Origin of the sequence: Amycolatopsis sp. FU40, from assembly GCF_021903635.1 — a bacterium.
GTDB classification, from domain to species: Bacteria; Actinomycetota; Actinomycetes; order Mycobacteriales; family Pseudonocardiaceae; genus Amycolatopsis; species Amycolatopsis dendrobii.
This window is the reverse complement of sequence record NZ_CP091381.1, coordinates 2,049,111-2,065,316: the sequence shown is the minus strand read 5'-3', so window position 1 is coordinate 2,065,316 and position 16,206 is coordinate 2,049,111. Positions and strand designations below refer to the sequence as shown.

Below are 16,206 nucleotides of genomic sequence, written 5' to 3'. Positions count from 1 at the left end.
GTCAACGTACCTCCTTGTACGGGTTTTCCGGCGCGGCGATGACCCGCCGGTCGTGCAGGCCGCCGAGTTCGGCGGCGGTAAGGCCGAGCACCTCGGCCAGTACGGAATCGGTGTCCGCGCCGAGCGCCGGGCACGCCCCGGCGGGACCGCGCTCGCCCGAGAAGCGCAACGGCGACCGTGCCGTGATGGCCGGGCTGCCGCTGGGCAGTCGCAGGTCGGCGAGCACGTCGTGTGCCCGCTCGCGGTGTTCGGCCACGAGATCAGCCATCCCGCGGTAACGGCCCCACAGGACCCGCGCGGCGTCGAGTTCCTTGCCCACCTCGTCGAGGTCGCGCGCGGCGAACCACGGCCGCAGGACCGCCGCGATGGTCTCGCGGAGGCGATACCGTTCGGCCTCGTCGCGCAGGTCCGCGTTCATTGCCTTCTCCAGTGCGGTGAACACCTCCGCGGTCCCGGTCGCCGACTGCAACGCGCGCCACTGGCCGTCGGTGAGCGCCACGACCATCACGCGGGCGTCGTCGCGGCAAGCGAAATCGACGCCGAAACTGCCGTAGACGTGGTTGCCGTGCCGGGGCCGTTCGCCGTGCCGGTCGGCGGCTTCCGACAGCCAGCCCAGATTCGCGACCCCGGCGAGAGACACGTCGGACAGCGCCAGCTCCGCATAGGACCCTTCGCCGGCGCGGTCGCGGTGGTGCAGCGCGGCGAGCACGCCGGTCGCGACACTCAGCCCGGTGACGAGATCCCACGCGGGCAGCACGTGGTTCACCGGCGCGGCCCAGTCGCCGCTGCCGGTGATCCCGGGGATCCCGGCTTCGGCGTTGACCGTGTAGTCGACCGCGGGCCGTCCGTCCGGATAGCCCTGGACGCGCACGTGGATCACGTCGGGACGCCGGGCGGCCAGCCGTTCGTGGGCCAGCCACGGACGGCCGACCGCGTTGTCGATCAGGATCCCGCGATCGCGGCCGGAAGCGGTGGCCAGTGCGAGGACGAGTTCGCGGCCTTCCGGATCGCGCAGGTCGATCGCGACCGAACGCTTGCCCTTGTTCAGGGAAGCCCAGTAGTAGCTCTCCCCCGTCGGCGCGACCGGCCAGCGGAGGTAGTCGCTGCCGCCGCCGATCGGGTCGATGCGGACGACGTCGGCGCCCAGTTGCGCCAGGGTCAGGCCGCCGGTCGGCCCGGCGACGAAACTCGCGCACTCGACGACGTGGGTACCGGCCAAGGGCCTGGTCATGACAGTCCTCCTGAAGGAACGAGCACGGCGCGGCCGGCGACCCGGTCGGTGAAAGCGCGCGCCGCGTCTTCGAGCGGGTAGCGACTCACCGCCGGTCGCACCCGGCCCTCGGCGACCAAGGCCATCGCCTCGGCGAAGGTGCGCATGAGCGTGGATCCCGAGCCGGTGATGACGGCTTCCTTCTCGAACACGAAAGCCGGATGGACTCGGATCGGCTCCCCGCTGACCTGTCCGGTCAGTACGTATCGGCCCGCGTGGGCGAGCGCGCGGAAAGCTTGGCGGAACACGGATTGCAACCCCGTGTTGTCGAGCACGACGTCGACGCCCTGGCCGCCGGTCAGGTCGAGGATGTCCTGCCCGGCGGTGTCCCCGGTGAGCACCACCTGCGCAGCACCGGACTTCTCCAGCTGCGCGATCTTGTCCGGACTCCCGGTGAGCGCGAGCACGCGGGTCCCGAGCGCGGCGGCGACCTGGACGGCGTGCATCCCCAATCCGCCGCCGGCTCCGGTGACCAGGACCGTCTCGCCGGGCTTGACCCGCGCCACCCGGCGGAGAGCCTGCAGTCCGGTGCCGACCGCGCAGGCGACCACGGCGGCCTCGGCCAGCGGGACCCCGGGCGGCACGGGGAGCAGGGCGGATTCCGGGAGGACCGCGTATTCGGCGAACCCGCCGTAGAGGAACGCGCGCCGCGGGCAACGCAGTTCGTCGCCGGCCGCGCATGGTTCGCAGCGGCCGCAGGTGCCGAACTGCTTCGCGGCGACCCGGTCCCCTGCCGCGAACCGGGTTCCGCCGGCCACGACGGTTCCGGCGATCTCGTGGCCGAGCACCGCGGGCAGCGGAATGTCCAGCAGTCCGGCCCGGTCGGCCTGGTCGTGCCCGCACACCCCGCAGGCCGCGACTTCCACCAGGACCTCGCCGCTACCGGGTTCCGGGCAGTCGGCTTCAGTGACCGCCAGTTCTCCCGGAGCGCTCAGGACGACGGCGCGCACGACGCGATCACCTTGCCCGGGTTGAGGATTCCGTGCGGATCGAGCGCGTTCTTGACCGCCGCGTGCATCGCCAGCACCGCCGGGCTGAGTTCCCGGGCGAGCCCGCCGCGTTTGAGCAGGCCGACACCGTGTTCCCCGGTGACCGTGCCGCCCAGCGCGATCGCCTCGTCGAGGATCTCCTCGAACGCGGCCTCCGCTCGTGCCCTTTCCTCGGGCGGGACGACGAGCACCGGGTGCAGGTTGCCGTCCCCGGCGTGCGCGACATTCGCGATCCGCACGGCGTGCCGGACGCCGATGGCTTCGATCCGCCGCAGCATTTCCGGCACCGCGCCGCGGGGTACGCAGACGTCCTCGGTGAGTACCGGCCCCAGCCGTTCGAGCGCCGGATACGCCAACCGTCGCGCGGCGAACAGCGCCTCCGCTTCGTCCATATCGGACGATGCGGCCGCCCAGGTGGCTCCGGCCGCGGTAAAGCAGTCCGTCAGCACCTTCGCCTCGTCCTCGCCGAGTGCGTCGGTGCGGCCGAGCAGCACCGCCTCCGCGTCGGCGGACAGGCCCATGTTCTTCCAGGCGTCCACCGCGGCGAGAGTGTGCCGGTCGATCAGTTCCAGCGCCGACGGCACGACGCCCGACTCGCTGACGGCCGCGACCGCGTCTCCCGCCGCCGACAGGCTGGGGAAAAACCCGGCGACCGTGCGTTCGCCGGCCCGCTCGCCACGCAACCGCACGGTGACTTCGGTGACGACGCCGAGCGTGCCTTCCGAGCCGACCATCAGCCCGGCGAGGTCGTACCCGGCGACGCCTTTCGCGGTGCGGCGGCCGAGCCGGACCAGTTCCCCGGTCCCGGTGACGACTTCCATTCCGAGCACATAGTCGCGGGTGACGCCGTATTTGACGCAGCACAGGCCGCCGGCGTTGGTCGCGACGTTGCCGCCGATCGTCGACCACGGCGCGCTCGCCGGGTCCGGCGGATACCACAGGCCGTGGTCCGCGCACACCGACCGCAACGTTTCGTTCACGACACCCGGTTCGACCACCGCGAGCCGTTCGGCGGGGTTGATTTCGCGGATGGCGGTCATCCGCTCGGTGGACAGCACGATCCCGCCGGCCACCGCGTTCGCGCCTCCGGACAGACCGGTACCGGCACCACGCGGCACGATCGGCACCCGATGGCGCAGACACACCTGCACGGTCTGCTGGATCTCCTCGGCGGTGTGCGCTCGCACGACAGCCAACGGCAGCTCGTGCTCAGCCCACACCGCCTCGTCGTGCGCGTAGGCGGCCAGGACATCCGGATCGGTGAGGACCCGGCCGGCGGGCAACGCCCGGCGAAGTTCGTTCAGCACGGCGCACCGGCCTTCGCCGCGCGGAACTCGTCCATCTTCTGCGCGAGTGTGCTCCGGTAGTTCGCGACAGTGCCGAGTTTGACGTCCTCGTAACCGCGTACCAAGTCGGGCAGGAGAGCCGTTTCCACTGCCAGGGCGTGGTTTTCCTGGTCAAGCCGCTCGGCCAGCTCGCCGACGACCCGTTCGTATTCGGCGATCAAGTCACGCTCCAGCCGCCGGACCGCGGCACGGCCGAACGGGTCCAGCGGCGTCCCCCGCAACCGCCGCCCCGCCACCAGGACCCGGAAAACCGGCTTGAACCACGGCCCCAGTTCGATCTTGCGGCGCATGCCGAGCGCCTTGAGCACCGGCGGATGCAACCGGTACGCGATGCGGGCGTCGGCGCCGAACCGCGCACGGACTCGGCGTTCCTGCACCGGATCCAGCGAAAGCCGCGCGACCTCGTACTCGTCCTTGTAGGCCATGAGCTTGTACAGATTCCGCGCCACCGCTTCCGTCAGCGCCGTCGAGCCCGGGACCGCGCCGGACTCGGCACGGCGCACCCGTTCCACCTGCTCCACGTAACGGCGCGCGTAGGCGACGTTCTGGTACGCGATCAGGTCAGGCACCCGGACCCGCAGCAACCGCGCGAGTTCAGCGCTTTCGCCGACGGTGGCCAGGAGTGCGCGGGCCGCCGGGGACAGCGCGGGCTCCGGTTCGGGTTCTCCGCGCACACCGGCGAGCACAGTTTCCAGCGCCGCAGGGTCAGCGACCCATTGCCGGCCGCGGCGGAACGCCTGCACGTTGGTCTCGACCCGAACCCCGTTGCGAGAGACGGCTTCTTCGATCGCCTCGGCCGGGATCGGCAGCGCACCGCGTTGGTAGGCCACTCCGGTCAGCAGGAGATTGGCGTACTGGTCCTGGCCGAAGAGCACCTCGGCCATTTCCCGGGCATCCAGCGCCGTCATGGTTCCGGCCGCTTCGCGGAGCCGGTCGAGCAGGGCCGCCTCCTCGGGGAACGTGACGCTGGTGTCGGCGACCATCGCTCCGGTCGGGACCTTCGACGTCGAGACCACCGCGGTGGTCCGGCTCGGGTCGGCGACGGCGAGGTAGCGCGGGTCCGCGGCGACGAGCACGTCGGCACCGAGGTAGAGGTCGCATTCACCGTCGCTGGCTTTGTTCGCGTGCGTCGCGCCGATCTTGACGTCGGAGACGACCGCGCCGCCCTTCTGCGCGAGCCCGGTCTGGTCGAGCGACCGCACCGGCAGTCCGGCGATGTTCGCCGCGGTCGCGAGGATCTGCGACAGCGTGACGACGCCGGAGCCGCCGACCCCGGTCACCCGCACGGTGTACCGCTCAGCCGAGACCGTCCGTTTCGGTTCCGGCAGCGGGTCCGCCAGAGGTTCGGCGAGCGGCCGCTTCCCCGCGCTCTTGCCGGGAAGCACGGTGAGGAACGACGGGCAATCCCCTTCCAGGCACGAGAAATCCTTGTTGCAGGACGACTGGTCGATCCGGGTCTTGCGGCCGAATTCGGTGTCGACCGGCTGCACCGAGAGACAGTTCGACTTCTCCCCGCAGTCGCCGCAGCCCTCGCAGACGCGTTCGTTGATCACCGCGTGCTGCGGCGGTTCCGGGGCGAGCCCGCGTTTGCGTTTGCGGCGCAGTTCGGTCGCGCATTCCTGGTCGTGGATCAGCATCGTCACGCCCGGGACGCGGGCGAGCGTCTCCTGCGCTTCGGCCAGCCGGTCGCGATGCCAGACCCGGACGCCGCGGCCGAGCCGGACGCGCCGGTAGCGCGCCGGTTCCTCGGTGGTGACGATGATCCGGCGCACGCCTTCAGCCCGCATCGCCGCGACGACCTGGGGAACGGTGAGCACCCCGGTCGGCTGCTGGCCGCCGGTCATCGCGACGGCCGAGTTGTACAGCAGCTTGTAGGTGATGTTGACCCCGGACGCGACGGCCGCGCGCACCGCGAGGCTGCCGGAGTGGTGGAAGGTGCCGTCGCCGAGGTTCTGCACCAAGTGGTCGTCGCGCACGAACGGCGACATGCCGATCCATTGCGTGCCCTCGCCGCCCATCTGGGTCAGTCCGGTGATGTCGCCGTAGTCCTCGCGGCCGGTCATCAAGACCAGGCTGTGACACCCGATCCCGGCGCCAACCAGCGATCCCTCCGGCGTCTTCGTGGACGAATTGTGCGGGCAGCCCGAGCAGAAATACGGCGTGCGAGCGGCGAGCGGGAGCGCGATCGTGCGTCGCGGGGCCTGCCAGGATTCCACGGACGGGAAGCCGCCGTGCGCACGCAAGCGGATCGCGAGCGCCGCGGCGATGCGGTCCGGATCCAGTTCGCCGTCGGCCGGGACCAGCGCGGTGCCGTCGGGACCGCGTTTGCCAGCGACGGCCGGAGTGTCGGGACGGCCGTAGAGCAGGTCCTTGACCGCGGTCTCGATGAAAGAACGTTTCTCTTCCACCACCACGATCTCACGCAGTCCCGCCGCGAACCGGGTGACGGCTTCGGGTTCGAGCGGGTGCACCATCGCGAGCCGCAGCAGCCGGACTCCGCGACGCTCCAGTTCGGGCTCGTCCAGGCCCAGGATCTCCAGCGCCTGGCGGAGATCGTGATAGGTCTTGCCCGCGGCGACGATCCCGATCCGGGCGTCGCGGCCGCCGACAACGGTGTTCAGCCCGTTGACCGCGGCGTAACGACGGGCGAGTTCGAGACGCGCGCCGTCACGGCTGCGCTCCAGCCTGCCGAGGTCCGGTTGCAGCATCCGGGCGGTCATCTCGTGGACGAACGGCCGACCGTCGACCACCGGATCCGGCTCAAGAGAACGGAACCGGCCGGGATCGACGCGCACGGTGCCGGTCCCGTCGGCGACGTTCGTAGCGATCTTGAACCCGACCCAGAGCCCGCAGGCCCGTGACATCGCCACCGCGTGCTGCCCGAGATCGAGGACCTCCTGCGGATCCGCCGGGTACAGCGTCGGCATGCCGAGGTCGGCCAGCAGCAGTTCGGAGCTGCCGGGCACCGTCGAGGATTTCGCGCCCGGGTCGTCGCCGACCAGCGCCAGCGCCCCGCCGAGGCGGTGGGTGCCCATGAGGTTGTTGTGCCGCAGGGCGTCCGAGGCGCGGTCCAGGCCCGGGGACTTGCCGTACCAGTAGCCGGTCACGCCGTCGACGCGCCGGTTCTCCGACTTGGCCGCCAGCTGCGCGCCCTGCACCGCGGTGGCGGCCAGTTCCTCGTTGACGCCCGGCTCGAACACGATGTCGTGCTCGGCCAGCAGCTCCGCCTGTTTGCCCAGTTCGAGGTCGTATCCGCCGAGCGGCGAGCCCTCGTAGCCGGACACGAACGCCGCCGTCCGCAGCCCCGCCCGCTGGTCGGCGCGGCGTACCTCGAAGGGCAGCCGGGCCAGCGCCTGGACGCCGGTCAGCTGGAACTGCCCTTCGGCCGCGCGATATCGATCAGTCACGACCGGATTCCTCCCTCTGCCGCCAGTGCCCGAAGCTGGTCCAGCACTGGCTCGACGCCTGGCGCGCGGGTCAACGGATGGATCGCCACGTGATCAGCCCCCGCGGCGAGATGCTCGCGAACCCGCGCCGCCACCTGGTCCGCAGCGCCGCACACGACCAACTCGTCCACCAGCCGGTCGCTCCCGCCGTCGGCGAAGTCTTCGTCCCCGAAACCCAAGGCACGCAAGTGGTTCACGTAATTCCGCAGCACAAGCCGGGTCGCGACGTGCTCCCGCGCCACCTCGCGCGCCCGTGCCGCGTCCGCATCGACGACCACTGCCTGTTCCGGAACGAGCAACGGCTCCGGACCGAGACGTTCCCGGGCGGCCGCGGTATGCGCGGGCGGCACGAAGAACGAGTGCATCCCGGCGGCCCGGTCGCGGGCCAGTTCCTGCATCCGGGGCCGCAACGCCGCCAGCACCCGAGGCACCGCACGGTCCGGCCGCGGCCCCCGGTAGCGATCGCTGTCCAGCACGTCGAGGTATTCGCGCAACGCCGTCAGCGGCCGGTCATGGCCATTCCCTCGGCCGGCCTCCGCGTGGCTGGCGCCGAGGCCGAGCACGAACCGTCCGGGGAAAGCCTCGCCGAGCGTCTGGGCCGCGCCTTCGGCGGCGACCGCGTCGCGAGCCCAGATGGTGGCGACTCCGGTGGCTACGGTCAGCCGTGTGGTCGCCGACAACAGCAACGCGGCGTGGGTGAAGATTTCCTTGTGCGCCGGGGATTCGCCAATCCACAGCGCACCGTAGCCGAGGTCTTCGACCACCCGGGCGGCCTTCGCGGCCTCGGCGGCGGGAACCTCCGCCAGAACGGACAGCCACACGCCGACCGGTCCGATCCGGGCCGCCAGTTCACGAGACGGCTTCACGCCTGCTCCCCCGGCCCGAATTCCGGCAGCCACACCCCGTCGCCGACCTCGCGGAACGAGACCGTCACCGGTTCGCCGAGCACAGGGTCGTCCGGGCCGGTCCACGTCGTGGTCAGGTTCGGGCCGCTGTCGAGCCGGACCTGCACCACGACGTACGGCACGTCGTCACCCTCGAAGTAGCGCTTGTGGAACCGGACCCAGCTGTGCACCCGGCCGGTCCCGGCGTCGGTCGTCCACTCGACGTCGCGGCGGAAATCGCGCGGGCACACCGGGGACGGCGGCCAGAACGCCTCGCCGCACGAGCCGCACACCGGGACGCGCAGTTCGCCGCGAGCCGCGCCGTCGAGGTGTTCGACGTCCTCGGGGTAGCGAAGCGGGAGAGGTCGCGCAGTGGTCATCGTGGTCACCGGTCCTTCGTGAAGACAGTCGAATCGCCGAACGGCGTCGCCCACTGGACGACCTCGCATCCGGTCACCTGGCGGTCGCCGGCCTGGCCGCGGATCTGGCGGACCGCCTCGGCCATGTGCCCCCAGCCGCAGAGGTGCGCTTCGGACAGCAGGCCGCCCGCGGTGTTGACCGGCAGCTCGCCGCCGAGTTCGATGCGGCCGTCCTGCAGCCATTCGAGCGCTTGGCCCTCGCCGGCGAAGCCGAACCGCTCCAGCACGAACACCACGTTGGGCGAGAAAGCGTCGTAGAGCTGCAGCGAATCCACATCGCCCGGCCCGGAGAGGCCCGCCATCGCGTAGACCGGATGGTCCTCGACTCGGCGCTCGTCGCCCTGCGTGAACACGCCCAGCCCGGGCGGCGCGAAGATGAACTCGTCCCGGCCGGCGCGCAGGCCCTGCATTCCGGAGACGATCACCGCGGGCTGCCGCAGATCGCGCGCTCGCTCCACTGTGGTCACCAGCAGGCAGGCGCCGCCATCGCTGAGCAGCGCGAAGTCCGGACGGCGCAAGGGCTCCACGATGTAGGGCTGCGCGTCGTAATCCGCTTGCTCCAGCGGTTTGGTCATCTGCGCGTTGGGGTTGAGCCGGGCGTGGCGGCGCATGGCCATCGGCACCGCGGAGATCAGCGCGGGGTCGACGCCGTACCGCTCGCAGTACCGGCGGAACGCCATCGCCGCGCCCGCGCCGGGGGCGGTCATCCCGTAATGCGGCAGTTCCCCGTGCGAGCCGCCGCCTTGGCGCAGGCCTTCCGCGTCGCCCGCGCCGCCGACCATGCCCAGCCCGGAGAAAGACACTCCGGCCAGGCAAGCGGCCACCTCCGTGGTGCCGAGCGCCACGGCCTGTGCGGCGGCTTGCAGCGCGGGACCGACGAACCGGCCGTGGCTCCAGGTCTGCACGGCGGCGCGGATCCGCAGGCCGAACGCCTCCGCCACCCGGTCGTAGTCGATCGACAGCGGATAGCCGACGTTGGTGAACAGCCCGTCCACGTCCCCGGCACCGAGTCCGGCGTCGTCCAGCCCCAGCTGAAGCGCCTCGGCGGCCAGGTTGAGGCCGCTGCGCGCGGATTTCCGGGACAGCTCGGTGATGCCGATCCCGACTATCGCCACCTGGCGTACCGGTCCTAGCGGCATGATCGTTCCTTTCTCGAAGCGTCAGAGAATCGCGTGCGCGTTGGCGGGGCTGCCGACCCCGCGCGGCAGCGGCAGCACCCCGGAGACGAGGAAGAACTCGTAGCTCCCCCGCTCCGCGCACGCCCGCGCGAGCCGGTCCAGCAGCCACAGTTCGCCCAGCGGCATGCCCTGCAACGCGATCAGCCGCCGGTGCAGGAAGCCCTTGGTGCGGTTCACCGGGAAGACCTCGACGCCGACGTTGTCCATCGCGACCGCGGCGAATTCCCGGTCCCAGAGATAGCCGGCCATGTCCTTCGCCGACTCCAGCCCGGGGCAAGCGAAACCGGTGCCGATCGTTCCGCGCAGCGCGGCCCGGTCCCGCGCCGCCAGCTGCCGGTACCACTCCGTCCATCCGGTGCGGACCACGAGAATGTCCCCGGACGCGAAGACGGTTCCCTGCGCGTCGGCGACTTCGTCGAGCAGCGCGGCGGTGATCTCCACTGGCTCGTCCGGCGCGAGCGGCGTGCCTTGCGCCGCCAGGTGCCCGGCGACGTCGACCAGCACCCCACGCCCGCCGAAGCCGTGTTCAGCCCACCGGTCGACGCCCAGAACTTCGCTGTCCACCAGGTCGGCTTCGCTGCGGCCGCCCCAGTAGCCGTGTCGTCCGGCTTTGATGTGCCGCAGCCCGTCCCACTGCGAGGAACCCTGCAGATAGAACCCGTCCAGCCGGTCGTCGTGCCCGGCCACGGTGTCCTCCACGACGTGCTGGAAGACATCGCGCTCGTCGAACAGGCCAGGATCAGGCTCGTTCAGCGGCAGCGTCAGCGGGATCATCTGCCCGCTGCGCACCGTCTTCGCCGCGGCGAGCCGCTGCTGCGGTCCGATCAGGTTGAGCGTGCCGATTTCGTCCGCGCGCCCCCACACGTCCCACGCGTGGTGCTCGTCCCGGTCCGGCAGCGTCGGCAGGTCCGCGAACGCCGGGGTGCGCCGCCCGGTCATCCCGCCTCCAGCATCTCGCGCAGTTTGAGCTTGCTGACCTTCCCGGTGTGGGTCTGCGGCACCGCCGCCGAATCCAGCACCACGACCCGGGCGGGCACCTTGTAGCTCGCGGCCCGGGACCGGACGTACTCCCGCAACCTGCCCGCCAGTTCGGTTCCCTCCGCGCCGCTGCGCGCGTCCGCGACGACGACGCAGGCCATCTCCTGGTCGCCGTCCGGAGTGGACAGTCCGAAGACGTACGCCTGGTCGACCTCGGCGTGCTCGCCGAGGATGCCCTCGATCTCCACCGGCGCGACGTTGATGCCCTTGATCTTGAGCATTTCCTTCCAGCGGCCGCCGAACGACAGCCGTCCGTCCGCGTCGAGCGATCCGAGGTCGCCGGTGCGGAACCAGCCGTCCGGGGAATGCGTGCCGCCGCTGACGTCCGATCCGCTGAGGTAGCCGTCGATCACGCAGCCCCGGATCTCGATCTCGCCGCTGACCCCGGGCGGGCACACCGCGCCGGACTTGTCCACGATGCGGATCTCCTGGGTCGGCAGCCGCCTGCCTTGGGTGTGCAGCTTGACTTCCGGCAGGTCGCTCGCGTCGGTCATGGTCACGAAGCCGTACGACTCGGTCAGCCCGTAGGCGCTGCACGCCTCGGTGATGCCGAGCCCTTCGATGGCCAGCCGTTTGTCCTCGGCGTTGAACCCGACCGGTCCGGTCCGCAGCGACGAGACGTCCCGGCTGCCGAAGCTCGGCGCGGCCAGCAGCGCACGGACCGCGGTCGCGAGTCCATAAGAGACAGTGCACCGTTCGCGCTCGATGAAGGCCAGCGACGCGTCGCCGTCGACCTTCTCCTCGATGCACAAGGTCAAGCCGTGGCTCAGCGCGACCGGAAGCGCGTTACAGGCCCCGTAACCGAAGAACAACGGCATCGCGAACCACAGCCGGTCGCCCGGCCCGACGTGCATCCGCTCGCCCATCTCGTAGCCGTTGCGCAGCAGCTTGCCGTGCTCCAGCGGCACCGCCTTCGGCAACGCCGTGCTGCCGCTGGTGTAAAGGATCATCGCGAGGTCGTCCGGCCCCGCACTGCGCTCCGGCGCCGGGGCGGGCTCGAGCCCGGACGGGAACGGCTCGCCGGACGGCCAGAACAACGCGCCCAGATACCCGTCGGCGCGGGCTCCGCTCTCGAAGACCTCCCCGTGCCCGGCGGCGGTGAGTTCGGCGAGCATGTCCTTGCCGAACACCTGCTTCTCGGTAACCACCAGGCGCAAGTCAGCGGTGCCGACCAGATGCGCCAGCTCCGCCGACCGGTACCAGGTGTTGACCGGCACCGCGACCAGCCCGGCCCGCTGGGCGCCGAGCATCGTGACCAGCCAGCGCAGCCCGTTCGGCAGCAGGATCCCCACCCGCTCCCCCGGCCGCAGCCCCGCCGCGCGGAACGCGCCCGCCAGGTCGTCGCAGCGCCGGGCGAACTCGGCGAAGGTCAGCCGTCCCTCGGGCGCGACCACCGCCTCCTCGCCGGGAAACAGCTTCGCCAGCGCCGCCAGCGCGTCCGGGAAAGTATCCGGGGCAACCACGTCGTTCCGCCTTTCGTTGTGGCCCGTCATCGGGCGTCCGGGTGCACGACCACATCGGCGCGCAGCAGCGTTCCGGTCTCCGGGTCGGCGAACTCCACGAGTTCGACCCCCGGCCTCGGCTGGCACCACTGGCCGCGTTCGGCGAGCCGTTCGTGCGCCGGGCTTCGACGCACCGCCAAGCCGTCTTCCCGGGGCCATTCCCGCCTGCCGGCGCGGATTCGCTCCCTTTCCCGGCTGGTCTCGGCGACCTCGGGGTCGCCCGCCGCATCGAGCACGACGCCGTAGGAAACCCGCGCCGCGTCGGCCGTCACGACGCCCGCGCGCACGTCCGCCGCGACCAGCTCCGGCCCTCGTTCCAGCGGATCGCCGTACCCGCCACCGCCGCCGACCCGCAGCACCACGACGTCGCCCGCACCGACCGAAAGCCCGAACTGCTTGCCCTGCAACGGTTTCGGTGCGGCAGCGAGGTTCTCGACCCCACGCGGCACCTCGCCCCGGCCGAACGCCTCGTCCGCCTGCGCACCGGAGACCAGCGCGGAACCGCTGGTGGAACCGGGGTAGCCGCCGAAGACCCCGGACGGCGGAACCTGCCAGCAGGCCGCCATGACGTGCTCCTGGCCGCCCGGCGTGTACCACGGCGTGAACGCGAGGTCGATGCCCGCGCCGCCCCGGGTCCGGCCCGGTCCGCCGGAGTTCGGGTTCAGCTTGCGCCACAGGTACAGCACCGGATAGGCGAGTTCGTTGATCTCGATGTCCGGGATGCTGTTCTGCGGCTGGGCGAGCACGCCGCTGACGTCCATGCCGTCCGCGATCGCCTGCGCGCCCGCGCCGCTGCCGCCGCCGTTCATGTCCGGGAACGGCACGAGCCGGCCGGATTCGTCGGGAGCGTAGAAGAAACTGGCGCTCCACGAGTCCTGCCACGGAGCCGTCACGTGCTCGCGGACGAAGGCGTTCTCGCTGCCCGCCTGGAGATCGGCGAGCAGCCTCGTGACCACCTTCCCGATCCGGAACCCGGTCTCGATGTGCCCGGCCCCCATCGGCGCGGGCCGGCGCGCGTCGCAGATCGTGCCCGGCCGGGTGACCACCTCGATCGGGCGCAGCGTGCCCTGGTTGATCGGCAGATCCGGAAGCAGGGTGATCAGCAGCGGCGACACGACCGCACCCAATGTCGTCGCCGCGCTGACGTTGATGAAACCGTCGGTCTGCGGCGCGGATTCGGTCAGGTCGAACCGCAGTGCGTCGTCGCTGACGGTGAGCGTGCAGCGGATCGGGTACAACTCGTCGGCATGCCCGTTGTGCTCGGCGAATTCCTCGGCGGTGAACGTGCCCTTCGGCAAGTCCGCGATCCTGCGCCGGACTGCTTGCTCGGCCAGGTCCTTGGCGGCTTCGACGTAGCGGCGGAAAGTGTCGGCACCGTACTGCCCGACGAGCGCCTGCAGCCGTTCGTCGCAGCGGTGACATGCCGCGATGAAGCACCGGATGTCGTTGAGCACCAGCTCCGGCACCCGGATGTTCGTCTCGATGATCCGCCACACGTCCTCGACCGGACGCCCCTGGTCGACGATCTTCACGCCAGGCAGCCGCAGCGCTTCGCCGTAGACCTCGGTCGCCGTCGGGTCCATCCCGCCCGGAGCGGCGCCGCCGAAATCGTTGACGTGCGCCTCGGCCCAGCACCACGCCACCAGTTCTTCGCCGAAGAAGATCGGCCGGACCACGCCGACGTCGACGGCGTGCGCGTTGCCGGTGGTGAACGGGTCGTTGCAGAGGAACATGTCCCCGGGCCGGATTTCCTGCCGCGGGTAGGTGGCGAGGATGTGCCGGACTGCCTGCCGGGCCGCGCCCAGGTACATCGTGATGTAGCCGGCGTAGCTGATGATGTCGCCCTCGGCGTCGGCGATGAAGGTGGAGAAGTCCACCGCCTCCGCGATCGCGGGGCTGCCGGAGGCGCGCATCATCACCACGCCCATTTCCGCGGCGACGTTGTCCAGGGCCTTGGCGAGAATTTCGACGTCGACCGGGTCGAGCCCGGCCGTGCTGGCGGCGGTCATGCGGTTTCCTCCCCGGCGGTCCGGTCGGTATCGGTCAGCAAGCAGTTGCCCCAGCCGTCCACGTTCAGCTCCCAGCCCTCGGGCAGCGAGACGGTGGTCAGCGAGTGTTCGATCAGCGCCGGGCCGGAAATCCTGGCCCCGGCGGTGATCCGCCGCGCGTCGTAAACGTCCACTTCGGACTCTCCGGCGCGCTGGATCCGCCTGCGGCCGACCGGTTCGGCCACGCCGTCGGACAGTTCCTGCTCGGCCGGTTCGAAGAAGTCGACCCGGCCGGTCGCGGTGACCCGCACCGACATCAGCACCACCGGGCTGCCCACCCAAGCCGTGCCCTCGCCGTACTCCTGCTCGTAGCGCGCGGCGAATCCGTCCTGGATCGCGACCAGATCCGCTTCGCCGAAGTCGTCGCGGCGCGGGATCGGCACCCGAAGTTCCCATTGCTGGCCGAGGAACTTGAAGTCGCCTTCCCAGCGGATGTCGATCCGGTCGTCCGCGTAGCCCGCGGCGTGCAAGGCCTCGACCAGTTCCGCGTCAAGCTCCTTCAGCGCGGCACGCACCGCATCGGCGCCGCCGCCTTGCCACATCACCGACCGCGCGCGGGTGCGCATGTCGTCGCTGGAAAGCAAGCCGCGCGCGGAGAACACCGCCGCTTCGGCCGGGATCACGATCTGCCGGATGCCGACCGAACGGGCGATGTCCGCGGCGAACAGGCCGAGCGCGCCGCCGAAAGCCACCATCGCGAACCGGCGCGGATCGTGTCCGCGCTCCACCGTTACGGCGCGGACGGCGTTGCCCATGTCCGCGACCACCATCCGGTGCACCGCCGCCGCGGCCTGCACCGCGTCCACGCCCAGCGGTTTCCCGATCTCGCGGGCGAGGGCGTCGCCGGCGCTGACCGTGTCGAGCGACCGGCGACCGTCCAGAAAGGACCCGGAATCCAGCAGCCCGAGCACCGCGGACGCGTCGGTCACCGTCGGCCGCGTGCCGCCTTTGCCGTAGCAGATCGGCCCCGGCTCGGCTCCCGCGCTGTGCGGCCCGACCTGCGGAACGCCGCGCGAATCCAGCCACGCGATACTGCCGCCGCCGGTGCCGATGGGCAGCACGTCGATCTTGGACAGCGCGGTCAGGAACCGCTCCCCCAGCATCACCCGCCGGGTCACGTTAGGGGTCGCGTCGCGCAGCACCGAGACGTCGAACGACGTTCCGCCCATGTCGGCGGTCACGATGTCCTTCAGGCCCAGCCGGTCGGCCAGCGCCCGCGCCCCGATCACGCCGCCCGCCGGACCGGAGTCGATGAGCGTGATCGGCCGCTGCCGGGCTTCCGCCGCGCTCGACGTGCCGCCGAAACCCTGCATGAACGCAACCGGTTCGCGCAGTCCGCGCGCCGCCAGCTCGCGCTCGATCCGCTCGGTGTACTCGGCGACCCGGATCCCGGTGAACGCGTTGAGCACCGTGGTCATCGTCCGCTCGTACTCCCGGATCACCGGGTGCAGCCGCGACGCGACGCTCAAGAACAGCTCCGGATGCTCGGCCTCGACGATCGAGGCGAGCAGTTCCTCGTGCTCCGGGTTCGCGAAGCCCCACAACAGGGAAACGGCGATCGAATCGACGCCCTTGGCCGCCAGTGCTTCCACCGCCTCGCGCGCCCGCCGCTCGGTCAGCGGAACGACGACCCGGCCCTTGCGGTCGATCCGCTCGGGCACCTCGAGCACGTTCTCGCGGGCGACGATCTGCGGAAGGCTGAGCTGCTTGTGGTGATCGCGGTGCGCGTTGCGGGCCGAACGCGCGATCAGCAGGTTGTCGCCGAAGCCCTGCGTGGTGATCAGGCCGACCTTCGCGCCGCGCAGTTCGGCGACCGCGTTCGTCACGACGGTCGTGCCGTTGACGAACCGCGTGGTCGCGGCGAGCAGCCCGGGCAGCGGCAGTCCGACACGACCGGCGAGATTTTCCAGCGCGGCAAGCAATCCCGCGGCAAGGTCGTCCGGGACGGTGTCGGACTTGTCCGCATAGGACTGTCCGTCCGAGGCGAGCGCGACGACGTCGGTGAACGTACCGCCGATGTCGCACCCGATCTGAAACGTGACTTCGGAACGCAACGTCATTGTCCTTCCGTGGAACGGCCCCCGGC

Annotated in this window: 11 protein-coding genes; all 11 read right to left on the bottom strand. The window is 71.1% G+C overall.

Features of this window, described 5'->3' with window-relative positions:
* Position 1: 1 nt before the first annotated feature.
* The 11 genes from L3Q65_RS10410 to L3Q65_RS10360 are packed head-to-tail and all read right to left on the bottom strand — an operon-like array spanning position 2 to position 16,180.
* Complete coding sequence (locus tag L3Q65_RS10410; protein ID WP_237599505.1) at positions 2 to 1,231, bottom strand: CoA transferase; 1,230 nt, start codon at positions 1,229 to 1,231, stop codon at positions 2 to 4.
* Positions 1,228 to 2,220: an alcohol dehydrogenase catalytic domain-containing protein gene (locus L3Q65_RS10405; RefSeq protein ID WP_182894861.1), complete on the bottom strand. Its 993-nt coding sequence runs from the start codon at positions 2,218 to 2,220 to the stop codon at positions 1,228 to 1,230. The genes L3Q65_RS10410 and L3Q65_RS10405 overlap by 4 nt, the downstream gene beginning before the upstream one ends.
* Positions 2,202 to 3,566 carry an FAD-binding oxidoreductase gene (locus L3Q65_RS10400; RefSeq protein ID WP_237599504.1) on the bottom strand — a complete coding sequence of 455 codons (1,365 nt, stop codon included), beginning with the start codon at positions 3,564 to 3,566 and terminating at the stop codon, positions 2,202 to 2,204. Before L3Q65_RS10400 ends, L3Q65_RS10405 begins: the two co-directional genes overlap by 19 nt.
* A complete protein-coding gene (locus L3Q65_RS10395; protein ID WP_237599503.1) occupies positions 3,560 to 7,012 on the bottom strand; it encodes an indolepyruvate ferredoxin oxidoreductase family protein in 3,453 nt (1,150 codons plus the stop codon). Before L3Q65_RS10395 ends, L3Q65_RS10400 begins: the two co-directional genes overlap by 7 nt.
* The gene (locus L3Q65_RS10390; RefSeq protein ID WP_237599502.1) at positions 7,009 to 7,917 is read right to left on the bottom strand and encodes a TIGR03620 family F420-dependent LLM class oxidoreductase; all 909 of its coding nucleotides are present in this window, start codon (positions 7,915 to 7,917) and stop codon (positions 7,009 to 7,011) included. The genes L3Q65_RS10395 and L3Q65_RS10390 overlap by 4 nt, the downstream gene beginning before the upstream one ends.
* Positions 7,914 to 8,315 carry a Zn-ribbon domain-containing OB-fold protein gene (locus L3Q65_RS10385; RefSeq protein ID WP_237599501.1) on the bottom strand — a complete coding sequence of 134 codons (402 nt, stop codon included), beginning with the start codon at positions 8,313 to 8,315 and terminating at the stop codon, positions 7,914 to 7,916. The genes L3Q65_RS10390 and L3Q65_RS10385 overlap by 4 nt, the downstream gene beginning before the upstream one ends.
* Positions 8,316 to 8,320: 5 nt before the next feature.
* Positions 8,321 to 9,493 carry a thiolase family protein gene (locus L3Q65_RS10380; RefSeq protein WP_237599500.1) on the bottom strand — a complete coding sequence of 391 codons (1,173 nt, stop codon included), beginning with the start codon at positions 9,491 to 9,493 and terminating at the stop codon, positions 8,321 to 8,323.
* A gap of 21 nt (positions 9,494 to 9,514) precedes the next feature.
* Positions 9,515 to 10,471 (bottom strand): cyclase family protein, encoded by a 957-nt coding sequence (locus L3Q65_RS10375; protein WP_237599499.1) that lies wholly within the window; start codon positions 10,469 to 10,471, stop codon positions 9,515 to 9,517.
* The gene (locus L3Q65_RS10370) at positions 10,468 to 12,033 is read right to left on the bottom strand and encodes a class I adenylate-forming enzyme family protein (RefSeq protein ID WP_237599498.1); all 1,566 of its coding nucleotides are present in this window, start codon (positions 12,031 to 12,033) and stop codon (positions 10,468 to 10,470) included. The genes L3Q65_RS10375 and L3Q65_RS10370 overlap by 4 nt, the downstream gene beginning before the upstream one ends.
* Before the next feature lie 26 nt (positions 12,034 to 12,059).
* Positions 12,060 to 14,081, bottom strand: coding sequence for a hydantoinase B/oxoprolinase family protein (locus L3Q65_RS10365; protein WP_237599497.1), 2,022 nt, complete (start codon positions 14,079 to 14,081; stop codon positions 12,060 to 12,062).
* Positions 14,078 to 16,180, bottom strand: coding sequence for a hydantoinase/oxoprolinase family protein (locus L3Q65_RS10360; RefSeq protein WP_237599496.1), 2,103 nt, complete (start codon positions 16,178 to 16,180; stop codon positions 14,078 to 14,080). The genes L3Q65_RS10365 and L3Q65_RS10360 overlap by 4 nt, the downstream gene beginning before the upstream one ends.
* Between the last annotated feature and the right edge of the window lie 26 nt (positions 16,181 to 16,206).